Source organism: Amycolatopsis sp. FU40 (genome assembly GCF_021903635.1).
GTDB lineage: Bacteria > Actinomycetota > Actinomycetes > Mycobacteriales > Pseudonocardiaceae > Amycolatopsis > Amycolatopsis dendrobii.
Genome location: NZ_CP091381.1, coordinates 4,752,306 through 4,764,317, shown reverse-complemented (window position 1 = coordinate 4,764,317; position 12,012 = coordinate 4,752,306). Strand labels below are relative to the sequence as shown.

The 12,012-nt window shown below is 70.7% G+C and carries 12 protein-coding genes; 3 read left to right on the top strand and 9 right to left on the bottom strand.

Going from position 1 to position 12,012, the window contains the following annotated elements; translation table 11 throughout:
- Positions 1–12: 12 nt before the first annotated feature.
- From L3Q65_RS22770 to L3Q65_RS22735, 8 genes are all read right to left on the bottom strand, one after another.
- Positions 13–297, bottom strand: a complete 285-nt coding sequence (locus L3Q65_RS22770; protein ID WP_182894063.1) for a hypothetical protein — start codon at positions 295–297, stop codon at positions 13–15.
- A gap of 30 nt (positions 298–327) precedes the next feature.
- Positions 328–672: a hypothetical protein gene (locus tag L3Q65_RS22765; RefSeq protein ID WP_182894064.1), complete on the bottom strand. Its 345-nt coding sequence runs from the start codon at positions 670–672 to the stop codon at positions 328–330.
- 13 nt (positions 673–685) lie between these two features.
- Positions 686–2,614, bottom strand: a complete 1,929-nt coding sequence (locus L3Q65_RS22760; protein WP_237600760.1) for a hypothetical protein — start codon at positions 2,612–2,614, stop codon at positions 686–688.
- A 348-nt stretch (positions 2,615–2,962) separates the two neighbouring features.
- Entirely contained in the window at positions 2,963–3,265 is a 303-nt protein-coding gene (locus L3Q65_RS22755) for a hypothetical protein (protein ID WP_237600759.1), read from the bottom strand.
- A 120-nt stretch (positions 3,266–3,385) separates the two neighbouring features.
- Positions 3,386–3,703, bottom strand: coding sequence for a hypothetical protein (locus L3Q65_RS22750; protein ID WP_037370484.1), 318 nt, complete (start codon positions 3,701–3,703; stop codon positions 3,386–3,388).
- A gap of 276 nt (positions 3,704–3,979) precedes the next feature.
- Positions 3,980–4,246 (bottom strand): helix-turn-helix transcriptional regulator, encoded by a 267-nt coding sequence (locus L3Q65_RS22745; protein WP_237600758.1) that lies wholly within the window; start codon positions 4,244–4,246, stop codon positions 3,980–3,982.
- 115 nt (positions 4,247–4,361) lie between these two features.
- Complete coding sequence (locus L3Q65_RS22740; RefSeq protein WP_237600757.1) at positions 4,362–5,333, bottom strand: hypothetical protein; 972 nt, start codon at positions 5,331–5,333, stop codon at positions 4,362–4,364.
- Between the two features lie 441 nt (positions 5,334–5,774).
- A complete protein-coding gene (locus tag L3Q65_RS22735) occupies positions 5,775–6,599 on the bottom strand; it encodes an SAM-dependent methyltransferase (RefSeq protein WP_182894334.1) in 825 nt (274 codons plus the stop codon).
- 639 nt (positions 6,600–7,238) lie between these two features.
- On the opposite strand from L3Q65_RS22735, the gene L3Q65_RS22730 reads away from it, so the two are divergent.
- From L3Q65_RS22730 to L3Q65_RS22720, 3 genes are all read left to right on the top strand, one after another.
- Positions 7,239–8,276 (top strand): M48 family metallopeptidase, encoded by a 1,038-nt coding sequence (locus L3Q65_RS22730; RefSeq protein ID WP_182894069.1) that lies wholly within the window; start codon positions 7,239–7,241, stop codon positions 8,274–8,276.
- Positions 8,277–8,744: 468 nt separating this feature from the next.
- The gene (locus L3Q65_RS22725) at positions 8,745–10,262 is read left to right on the top strand and encodes a S1 family peptidase (RefSeq protein ID WP_182894070.1); all 1,518 of its coding nucleotides are present in this window, start codon (positions 8,745–8,747) and stop codon (positions 10,260–10,262) included.
- Positions 10,263–10,398: 136 nt separating this feature from the next.
- Positions 10,399–11,400 carry an RNA polymerase subunit sigma-70 gene (locus tag L3Q65_RS22720; RefSeq protein ID WP_182894071.1) on the top strand — a complete coding sequence of 334 codons (1,002 nt, stop codon included), beginning with the start codon at positions 10,399–10,401 and terminating at the stop codon, positions 11,398–11,400.
- A 10-nt stretch (positions 11,401–11,410) separates the two neighbouring features.
- Here L3Q65_RS22720 and L3Q65_RS22715 read toward each other — a convergent pair whose 3' ends face one another.
- Positions 11,411–11,980: a dihydrofolate reductase family protein gene (locus tag L3Q65_RS22715; RefSeq protein WP_237600756.1), complete on the bottom strand. Its 570-nt coding sequence runs from the start codon at positions 11,978–11,980 to the stop codon at positions 11,411–11,413.
- Positions 11,981–12,012 lie beyond the last annotated feature (32 nt).

Sequence of the window (12,012 nt, the reverse complement as noted above, 5' to 3'; positions counted from 1 at the left end):
AGCGCGGAGGGATCACCGCGCCGGACCGCCTGGCCCCGGCTCGGCCCGCGTGCCGTCCGCGGGCTGGGCGGGCACGCTCACCGTCGGCAGGAGCTGGGCCAGCTGTTCCGGCGAACCAGGCTGGGCCGGGGCCGGCGGGTCGCGGTGGATCGGGCCGCAGCCGTGGATTCCCTGATCGGCCGGGACGGACATCGGACACACCTGCGTCGCGCTGGCTGTCGCGGTCATGGCGGCGAAGGCCAGCGCCGCACCGGCGGCGACCGTCGCGATTCGGCACCAGCGGACGGCATCGGACATGACAACTCACCTTCATTCGACGGATGGGGATCAGACCAGCGTGCAGCGTGCGTAAGCCTTGAGCTGGAACGGTTTCTCGGTGTGTCCGCTCGCGTATACCTCCCAGCCCGCGCCGTCGTCGGCGGGCCGGTTCGTGTAGACGGCCGGTCCGTAGCTGGAAACCGCGTAGCCGCCCGAGGAGACGTGGTAGCCGGACGGGCAGCGCGCCACCGCGTGGGCGGCTCCGTCGGAACTCGTGGCCGTCGCGGAAGCAGAGCGGTTCAGCGGATTCGACAGCGACGGGTCCGCATTGGCGGTCCCCGCGGCCAGCACCCCGCCGGCGAGGGCTGTCGCGACGGTGATCGAGGTCCGGCGGATCGTGCGCGGTACGGGCATGGCAACCAACTCCTCAGCAATTCATCGAGACGCCCAGCAGCGGGCAGGACGGGCTCTGGGTCGGGGACAACGGCGGCGGTCCGCTCTCGGCGGGCGGTTGCCCGGCCGACGGGCCGCCGCCGTTCGGTCCGGGCCGCGGTGCGGGCGCGCCGGTGTCGCGATGCCCGGTCGATCCGGCCGGTCCAGTCGGTCCGGCCGGACGCTGCGTGCGGGACCGCGGGGTGCTGTGCCTGGCCGGGCGGCGGGTTTCGGCCCGCGGCGTCGGTTCCTGGGCGGTTTCCTGCGCTGCCACCGCGTCCGACGGAGCGGGCGCCGGGGAAGGGGAAGAAGGCGACAGTGCGGACGAGGAGGTGCTCGGGCGCTGTTCCGGTTGCGCGGGCGCCGGGCTGGCGGCCGCCGGTTCCGCGGGCCGGCTGCCGGGCAGAACGCCCAACGCCCAGCCGACCCCTCCGCCGACGGGAATCGCCAACGCCGCGGCAAGAGCGCCGAAAGCCAGCCGACGCCGCCGGGCCCGGGCCGGTTCCGGTCCGTCGGTGATCTTGCGGACCAGGCCGGGAAGGCGCAGCCGGGCGAGTCGCCACAGAGCACGGCCGAGTTGCCAGGCGATCGCGGCGATCCCGGCGATCGGCAGCGCCAGCAGCAAGATCTGCACGGCCGCCGAGATCGCGCCCAGCACGGGATGCGGATCGGCCGCGGCGTGCGAAATCAGGCCGGACACCGCCTGGACGTCCGTGCGCACCAGCCCCGGGACCTGCCAGGCGACATAGCCCAGCTCCAGCGCGAGAGCGGGCACGATCAGCAGCACCCACGTCGTGACAGCGGTCTGCGGCCAGCGCTTCAACGCGTCCAGACGCGCGTCGCGCGGGCGGCGCAGGAGGTAATGGGAGAGGATCGGGCCGATGTAGCGGTACAGGTCCGGCACGCCGACGAGGTCCGCCATGAGGTAGTAGCCGTCGAAGCGCAGCGTCGGCAGGAGTTGCTGCACGATCTCCAGGTTCACCGACAGCACCGCCACGAGCAGCGGCGCCCAGCCCGTGCTGAAGTAGGCGGCGGCGAGGGCGAGCGCGAAGATCGCGTTGAAGTACACGCCGCCCAGATCGGTGCGCAGCCGCCCGGCGCGGTTGAGCCGGTACGTGTCGGTGATGTCGGTGTAGAAAGCGGGCCACACCAGGTAAATCCCGGCACCCATCCCGCCCGGGACGGCACCGGAATAACGGCAGGCGGCGGCGTGCCCGCATTCGTGGAACCCGGTCGACGCGACCGCGAGCCCGAGCACTGCCAGCACGCCGACCGGGTCGGCGAGGGTGCTGCTCATCGCATCGGACACGCTGTGCCCGGCGAGCAGCCACCACTCCGCGACGCCAGCGGCGGCCAGCAGGAGCGCGATCACAACCGGGAAGAACAACCACCCCAGCATCCCGCCGACGACCCACGTGGCCGCCGGGGCGAGCACCTGGACGCGCACCCGCAAGGCCAGGAAAGGGTTGTGCCGGGCCAATTCCGGCACGGTGCCGTCGGCGCAGGTGGTCAGTCCGAGCGGGGCGAGCTTGCGGTCCAGCAGGTACGCGACGTGCTCGGCTTCCAGCCGCAGCCCGGACTCCTCGCTCGCGGCCGCCGCGACCTTCGCCAACGTCGCGGCGTCGTCGCGGTTTTCGGTCTCTTCTTGTTCCTCGGGAACGAAAGCTTCTTGGGCGACCAGCAGCCGGACGATCAGGTACAGCAGCGCGGGCAGCCGGACGAGCTGCCCGTCGGTGCGCGCGACGAGAAGCGGCGGTTCGCGGTACCCGCTGCCGCGGAATTCCCCGACGGGCTCGGTGTCCGGCAGCAACCCGACCGGCCCGGCTTCCCCGATCCTCGCGACCGCCCCGCTTTCGCCGCCCGGCGCGGCAGGCGCGTCGACGTTGTCCGCGGTGGCGGCGGGAAGTCCGGGATGCGGGCACATGCTGGTCCTCTCCGGGGCTGAGTACGGCCGGGCGCGCCCCGGCGGCGGTTTCTTCGACGGGGGCCCTGGCACGCCGCGGGCCGGTGTCGTCCGGAAGGCGGCGGTCTCGTCGGTGGCGGTCGGCGATCGCGGGTGGGGTCCGATTCGTTCGGCGGTCGTGGATGGCCGCCCGGGCCCGAGTCAATCGGCGGTGCCCCGCTGTTTGGTGCTGCGGCGGTAGATCCGGACCAGGCCACTGCTCACGGTGTGACCGGAATCCGGCGGTCAGCGCACTTCGGCAGCCGCGGAAAGACACCCGAGCCGCGGCAGAGCCGGATCGCGGCCCCGGCATCACCGCGTCCGGCCGGATCAGTGGCTCTCGACCGCGGCGGGCATGCAGGTGGTGGTCGTCGACGGCGGCTGGCCGAGTCCCAGCGCGCCGACCACTCCGCCGCTGCCCTCGCTGTGGGTGGTCTGGCAAGCGTAGTAGACGGTTCCGCCGTGTCCGTCGGGCACGGCGTAGCGGCCCGGGCCGGCCGTCGGAGCGGCGGGGCTGCCGGTGACCGCGGAGAGCGCGGTGCGGGCCGGCAGCACCTCCCCGGCCAGCGCGTCCAGCTCCGCGTAACGCGCGTCCGCCGGAGCGGCACCCGCGGTGGGCTTGGCTTGGTGCACGGTAGTCGCCTTCTCTCCGCTGTCGTCTGGGGTTTCCGCCGCACGGGGCAGGGCCGGAAAACGGCAGGCCCCGCCCCGTCGGCGTCCCTGCACCCGCCCGGGCGGGTGCGGTCACCGCGCTCAGTAGCTGGAGACGGCCGCCGGGGTGCAGCTCATCGTCTCGCCGGGGTTGTTGGAGCCCAGCCCGAGCGTCCCGGTCAGGCCGGGAGTGCCCTCGGAGTGCGAGGACTGGCAGGCCGACAGCGCCGTCGCGCCGTGGTTGCCGCCGTCGTAGACGACCGTGTTGCCGCCCGACGCGGCCGCCGAGCTGCTGGAGGCGGAGCCGTTCGCGCCGCCGCCGGCGTTGTTGAACGGAGTGGACACGATGCCCAGCACCGCGCGCTCCGGCAGCACCTCGGCGGCCAGCGCGTCCAGTTCCTCAAACTTCACCGAATCCATGATGCTCCTTTTTCGTTCTCGATCCTTCTTTCGATCAATCCCGGAAAAGAGCTCTCCGTCGCACGAAGACGCTCGGTTGTGTTTTTCCCGGATCCCGCGAATGCGGCGACTCCTTTGTAACATCCTTCGCGCCGGGGAAGCAAACACCAGATTGTCTTGCAAGGTAAGGAAAATCTGGGGGAATGCGGTGGTGTTTTTCAGTGCGCCGGACCAGGTTTCGGGATTCCTGAAAAGGTCTCTAACGCGGCGTTTCACGATTCATGAAAAACGAGGCCGTCAGCGGGCGCGCCGCGCGGGCGCGGGCACCGGCGTCAGCCGCGGACGGCTCGTTTGCTCGGGAATCAGCAGTTCGTCGACCGGACAGCCCAGCACCGCGCACAGCGCGTCCAGGTCGTCGAGTTTGACGCTGGCCGGTCGCCCGGACCACCACTTGGACATCTTCCCGGCGGACACGGCCAGTCCGTGCGCGGCCAGGCGGGTGCGCAGGTCGGTGGCGGTCCAGATGCCGCGTCGGGCCGCGGCCAGCCGCAAGTTCCACTCCATGGGGACAGGACCTTTCCTCGTCGGTCGGAGGCTCCGCGCCGCTCGGGGAGGACACGGTGAGCCAAGGGGCGCCGCGCACCGCCCGGTCGCGGCGCGCGAGGGGATTCGGTCCTGGTCAGTCAGGGAAAACAGTCGGCAGGTCCGCCATCGATCGCTGGCTCCGCCACCACCGCGCACGCGGCGGTCCGCCGGAAGTACGGGGCACCACGCGTCCGGCGTGCACGGCCAACGCGATGACCGCGCCGGCACCAGCCTGGCTCAACGTGCCGTCGCCGACCGGAGCCAACGGGGTGCACGAGGACGCCGTGGCCGGCGAGGGAAGCTCTTGGGGCGCGTCGGTGGTCCAGTTGGTTGCACCGGACTTGTGCGGGCGGGGTGCCGGTACTGGCGCGGCGACCGCTTTGCCGCAGCGGGCCTCGATGGGCCGATCAGCGCGGGTCGGAGCGACCTTCGGGGGCGGATGGTGGCTCCTGCTGATCGGGGGAGCGGTGACTGATCGCGCGGTGTCCGCACCGAGAGGCCGATCGGTGGTCGCGAGGGGAACGGGGAGCACCTCGTTGCTGATCGACTGTGCGGCGCCAAGGAGACCAGGCAGTTCGTCGGTCACCCGCCGCGCGGTGCTCGTGAGCGGCGCCGTGATCGATTGCACGGGCGTTCTGCGGGTGGTCACCGCGTGGATCGTCCGGTGGATCGGCTTTGTCTGGGTCACCGTGTCCAACGCCCGCTTGCCAGCACGCACGACGTCCGGCATCGGGCCGGTCGGAGCAGCACTGTCCTTCTTGCTCGCCGGACGCCCTGCGTCGGCTCCCTTGGCAACCTGGCGAACGCTGGTCGTCAGGTGCTCCGGCGAGGCGGCAGCAGCCAGCCGGCAGAGCCCGCCCGCCCGCGGCACGGATGCCGGACACTGCCCGCCCAGCGGATCGGCCGCCGCGGTGTCTCCGCCGACGAGGGCGCCGATCAGCCAGCTCCCCGCCAGCAGCCCGATCGCGACGAGCAGCCGCACGCCCCACCGGTGCTGCGGAGTGCTCTTCGGGACGGAACCAGCAGTAGCCCACGCGGGCCGATGCGGCACAGGAATCAGCCGCACCGGCAGGGCGCCGCGGTGACCGGCGCCGACCTTGGTAATCCCGACACCTGGCCGTGTGTACACCGCGACTCAGGGGTAGGCAACCACCGTCGGATTCGTTAGCAGGCAAGGAATCGGTCACTCGATGCGCTCGACTGTGTCCTCGTAGGACGAACACTTCGGCAGGTCGGCCGCGCACGCCGCCGAGATCAAATCCGGTGGTGCGCAAGGACGAGCGCGCCGACGTGCTTCCCGGGGAATCACCGAGGAGGTCACCCTCGTGAGCGACGTCGAGGACAATCGTCCACTGTGGATAATCGCGCTCCGGTGGCCCAGGTTACAGAATTTCTCGCGCCGAGGACGTGTAGCCCCGAGACGGCCGGGTATCCGGCCAAGGCCGCGTGTGCTCGAGCTGGGAAGGCCGGTGATCACATTCCCGTTGCACCACAACAGCTTCTTCGTTCACGGCTTGCGTGCGACCCCGGCCAGCATCGCTGCCTCGCTCGGATCCGCGAAGTCGACAACTGGTGTGGTGAGTCCGCTTTCCTCGGGATGCCAGGCGGCGGTCCACGTGACGCCCGGGTCCAGCAACTCGAAATCGCCGAACAGCGCGCGGATTTCCGCGTTCGAGCGCAGCACGTGCTTGCTGACATTGGTGTCGTACAACTGGATCACCGTGTGCAGTTGCCGGGCGATGTCCTCTGGCAGCCCTTCGTGGGTGATCTGCGACAGCACCAGATACGAGCCCGAGGGCAGCATCTCCCGGTACCGCGCGATGGCCTCCGGCCCGAGGTCGCGCCCGTCCGGGCCGGGCTGCTGGATGTGCAGGACCGCGGTGACCAGCAGGGCCAGCGGCTGGTCGAGATCGATGACGCCGGTGTCCGCGACGGCCTGCCACAGTTCGTCCGGTTCGCGAAGATCGCCCTGGATCACCGCGTGGCGTCCGGGATCCCCGTGGCGCTCCAGCAGGATGCGGGAATGCGCGACCGCGACGGGTTCGCGGTCGATGTAGACGACGCGGGAATCCGGCGCGACCTCGTCGGCGATCTGGTGCACGTTGCCCATCGTGGGGACGCCGGAACCGATGTCGACGAACTGGCGCACGCCCAGCCGGACGAGGTGCCGCACCGCGCGGTGCAGAAACGCGCGGTTGGCTCGAGCGCAGTACATCCCGGCCGGGAAGGCGGACAGGACCATCTTGCCGAACTCGCGGTCGATCGCCCAGTTGGCCGTGCCGCCGAGATACCAGTCGTAAACCCGCGCCACGCTGGGCCGGTCGAGGTCCACGCCCGGGATGGGCTCTTCAGGTCCGTGCGCCACGCTGCCTCCCCCGCAGTCGTGGCCAATCGTATCCAATCCAGCCGATCCCGCCGGACGGGCAGCGCGCTGCCGGATCTCGCCGGGGTCGAGCGCCGCTGCCCGGACGGTGCGGTCGCGGCCGCCGTTTTCGCCCGGTGGAGAGCGTCGTCAATGGTGAGCGGCAGCGGACTGAACTCGGGGGCGGCCGCCGATGGCGCCAGCGACCGATTTCAGAACGGCGTCGCCCGCGAGGCGGCCGTGCCGATCGCACGACGTCGGCCGCGATCATCGCCGCTCGGCGCGGATGCCGGTCCGCGTGCCCCGGCCGCAACGGCCCGCTGACCTGATGCGGCGCGAACGTCACTCCGGCCGCGGAAACGGCGAGCAATGCCCGGAACTCCCCGCGCGCGAAAACCTCGGCGAATGCCTGCTCCGATCGGCCGATCCGCCCACCCCGTGCCGTGGTGCGCGCCGTACTCGCGTAGTGGTCTGGACAACAGGGTTTTCGCTTGCTTGATCCGCCGCGATTCCGTTAATGGGCAACAAAACCGGTGGACCCAGTCCCGCGGAACCGTCCGGTGATCGTCCTTGAGTAGGCTGCTGCCACCGACTTCTATTGGGGGAGAGATGACTGAAGAAATCGAACCTGCGCGCCGGGCCGCCGTGCGTTTTCCGGGAATCAGCCCGAGGGCCTACGAACATCCGGTGGACCGCGGCGCGCTCGCCACTCTGCGCGCGGTGCCCGGATTCGCCCAGGTGATCAAGGCCGTTTCCGGCTTCTACAACGAGCGCGGCGAACGGCTGATGGCGCTGGCGTCGTCAATCCGCGTCGGACCGCGGCAGTATCCGGAACTCGACCGGCTGCGCCACGAATGCGCCGAGACGCTCGATCTTCCCGCCGTGCCGAACCTGTTCGTCTACCAGGATCCGCGGCTGCAAGCGTCCGCGCTCGGCATGGACGAGCCGTTCATCCGGATCAGCACCGCGCTCGTCGACCAGATGAGCCACGAATCGCTGCGCTTCGCCATCGGCCACGAAATGGGGCACGTGCTGTCCGGGCACGCGGTCTACCGCACGATCATGATGCGCCTGATCACCCTCCAGATGTCGATGTCCTGGACCCCGGTCAGCGCGCTCGGCATCCGGGCGATCATCGCGGCGCTGAGCGAGTGGTACCGCAAGGCCGAACTGTCCTGCGACCGCGCGGGTCTGCTCTGCGGCCAGGATCCGACCGCCGCGCTGCGGGCGCAGATCCAGCTCGCCGGCGGCGTCGACCCGTCCCGCATCGACATCCCGTCCTTCCTCGAGCAGGGCGCGGAATACGAATCGGGCGAAGACATCCGCGACAGCCTGCTGAAGCTGAAGTACGTCGAGACGGAAACCCACCCGTTCGCCGTGGTCCGGGCGACGCAACTGCAGAAATGGGCAGCGTCGGAGGAATACCGGGCAATCCTCACCGGCGATTACCCGCGCCGCGACGACGACGCGCCGGCCACGGACTGGAAGGACGACCTGAAGTCCGCGGCGAAGTCGTACAAGGATTCCTGGACGGCCTCGGCCGATCCGCTGACGAAGGTCTTCACCGAGGTCGGGGAGACGGTCGCGGATACCGCGAGCAAGGTGTGGGCCAAGTTCGGCGGAGGTTCGGAGAACGGCGCCGCTTGAGGCCGCCTTCGCGCGGAAATGCGAAACCCGGGAAAAACCGCAGCGAAATAACTGGCAATTCTTGGCTGCCTGGGCGGCGGCGGAGCGGCGCATCTTAACCGGATGCGCGGAGCCGGTGGAATGTGGTGTACGTCACCGCATGCCGCGGTAATGACGGCCCGGTGGGCGCGATGGTATTTGCGGCGCGCTCAGCGGATCGGGTGCGTCGGCAAACGGGGGAGGGGCATGCGGCAAAAGGGGGAACGGGTTCTCGTGCCGCCGTGGATTCATCGTCGTGGACTCGTCGAATTCGACGGGCGCCGGCCGAGGCATTCGCTGTCCCGATGACCGGGACCGCGGAAATGCGGGCGAGCACGGCGGCGGCCCATTCGACGGATATCTCCGGACCACGCCCGCTGAATTCATCGTCAACCCCGTTGAGCCTGCCAGTCAGGACGGCTTGGGCGTACTGAACGAAAGGGTTTCTTCATGGGATTCAACCGGAAAGCCACGCGCTTGGCCGGCTGTGTCGCCGGGGTGACCGCCGCGGGGCTGCTGGCCGCCGCGTCGCCGGCGAGCGCGGTGGCCGGGGGCGCGCCGGTGACGGGGGCGGCGGCGTCCGCGCTGGTCCGGCTCGCGATCGGGGGCGACTCGACCAGCGGCGGCCACGCCTGCACGGGAACGCTGGTTTCCTCGCAATGGGTGTTGACGACCGCGTCGTGCCTGACCGGCAAGACCGGGGCGCACGCCGGAGACGGGCTGGTCGACGGCGCGCCGCCGGCCGTCGCCGTAACCGCCGCGGTGACCGAGACCGGGAAGCCGGCCCGCCAGATCGCCGTGGACCGGGTGGCGCCGCGGACCGACCGCGACGTCGTGCTGCTGCGGCTGGTCGCGCCGGTTCTCGGGGCCGCATTGGGGAATCTCGCTGCCACGCCGCCGCCGTCGAGCGGGCAGGTGACGGTGGCCGGGTTCGGCCGCACGGCGACCGAGTGGATCCCGGACACCCCGCAGTCGGCTTCGCTGAGCATCGCGGCCGGCGCGCCGGACCACGGGCTGGCCCTCGAAGCGACCGGCACGAGCGGCGTGTGCCGCGGTGACGCCGGAGGGCCGGTGTTCACTGCCGACGGCCGGATCACCGGCGTGGTCACCGGTTCGTATCAGCGCAACTGCCTCGGCGAGACCGCCACCAACCCCGCGGTGAGCGCCGCCCGGGTGGACGACCTCGGCGATTGGGTCACGGCGCACACCGTCGCGGGACACCACGGCCTGTACCGGATCGACGCCAACGGCGCCGTTCTGGGCTACTCCGGCACCGGCAGCGCCTGGACGACGCTGGGCACCGGGTTCGATCGGGTCTACGCAGGCGAAAGCGCGCTGGTCGCGACTCGCGCCGACACCCACGACGTCTACCGCTACACCGGGACCCCCGGCCAGTGGACGAAGATCGGCGGCCCCGGCGACGGGTTCGTGGTCAACGCCGACGGCGTCTACGGCTACAACGGCGGCGGCGTCCTGCGCTGGACCGGCACCGGCACCGGCTGGGAAACGGTCGGACCCGCCGGGACCAGGTTCTACGCCGCGGGCCACCTGCTCGCCCGGACCGTGCCCGGCACCGGCGACCTCTACCTGATGACCGCACCCGGGACCTGGGTCAAGATCGGCTCCTCCGGCGACGGTTTCGCGATCAACGACGACGGCATCTACGGGGCCAACGGCGGCGGTGTCTACCACTGGACCGGCACCGGCAGCGCTTGGGCGAGCGTCGGCAAGGCGCAGAGCGCGCTGTACGCGGGCGCGCACACACTGCTCGGCATCGAACCGTCCACCAAGGACGTCAACCTGCTGACCGCCAACGGCTGGTCCCGGATCGGCGGTTCGGGCGACTCGTTCGCGGCCAACGCCGACGGCGTCTACGGAGTCAACGGCGGCGGCATCTACCGCTGGAGCGCCCAGTCCGGCGGCTGGGCGGGGATCGGCCCGGCCACCAAGGCTCTCGCCACCGACTGATCCCGCGCATCGGCTGTGCAGGGCCCCTTGCGGGAAGCCAAGTCCCTCAAGGGGCCCTTCACGGACCGATCAGAAATCCTCCGCCCGGTCGTCAATTCCGGCAGCACCCCCGCCGCCGATGGGAGGATCGACGACCATGACCGACGCTGGACCGCCGGACGCCGACGAAGCCGCGTTCGCCGAGGCAGTCCGGGCAGGGGACCCGGCGCAGTTCGCGCTCGTCACCGAGCGCCATCGGCGTGAGCTGCAGGTCCACTGCTACCGAATGCTCGCGAACTACGAAGACGCCCAGGACCTGACGCAGGAGACGTTCCTGCGCGCGTGGCGCAAACGGGAGTCGTTCAAAGGCCACGCCGCGCCGCGAACCTGGCTCTACCGCATCGCGACCAACGCCTGCCTCGACTTCCTGGACAAGCGCAACGACCGCACCCCCGTGCCGTCCGAGCTTCCCGCCGCTGAGCTGCCGTATCTGCAGCCCTACCCCGATCGGATGCTCCCCGAGGACCCGCAGGAATCGGCGGTCGCGAGGGAGACGATCGAACTGGCGTTCATTGTCGCCGTCCAGCACCTGCCGCCGCGGCAACGAGCAGTGCTCGTCCTGCGCGACGTCCTCGGCTGGCCGGCGGCAAAGGCCGCTGACGCCCTTGAGCTGACCGTCGCCTCGGTGACCAGCGCGCTGCAACGGGCACGCGTGACGATGCGCGAACAGCTGCCCGACCGCCGCCTCGACTGGCGCAGCCCCGCCACCCACGAACTGTCGCAAGTCGAGCGTGACGTGGTGAAGTCGTACATCGACGCCCACGAACGCAACGACCTCGACCGGCTGACGTCCCTCCTCCGCGACGACCTGCGCTTCGCGATGCTGCCCGACCCCGGCACCGTGATCACGACGGCCAAGGACTCGGTCGACGGCTGGGTCTCCGGCGGCCTCTTCCAACCCGGCTGCGACGACTGGCGCTGCATCGCCACGACGGTCAACCGCATGCCCGCCGCCGCGCTCTACCTCCGCACTCCCGGGGACCCGGCGTACCGGCTGCTGAACCTCGCAGTCCTGCACATCGCCGGCGGGAAGATCGCCGAGCTCACCGGGTTCGAGGTCGCCGGCAAACCATGGCTGGGGCTGCCCGCGGCACTGTGAACCGCCGTGCTCACCGCCTGGTCTCGTATCGGGCCAGCACCACGCCGCCGGGAAACGTCCGGGTCTCCACCAGATTCAGGTTCACCCAGCTGTCCAGCGCGCTGAAGAACGGCGTACCCCCGCCCACCAGGACCGGATGGGTGACCACCGCGTACTCGTCGACCAACCCGGCCCGCATGGCCGCCCCGGCGAGCGTCGCGCCGCCGATGCTCAGCGGCCCGCCGTCCTCGTCCTTGAGCCGGGCGATCTCGGCGACCGCGTCACCGGCGTACAGCCGGGTGTTCCAGCCGACCTTGTCGATCGTCGACGAGAACACCACCTTCGGGGTATCCCGCCAGTTCCGCGCGAACTCGACTTCCGCAGGCGTGGCGCCCGGCTGCTGGTCGCCGGTCGGCCAGTAGGAACTCATCGCTTCCCACAGCTTGCGCCCGTAGAGCGACATGCTGTTCGCGAGCTCCTGTTCGAGCCACCACCGGAACAGCTCCTCGCTCGGCGGCCCGCTCCAGCCGATGTCGTCCCTGGCCGCGGCGATGCGGCCGTCGAGCGTCAGGTTCATGCCGTAGATCAGTTTCCGGGTCATGCCAGCCTCCTGTGCGTCGATCGCACTCGTAC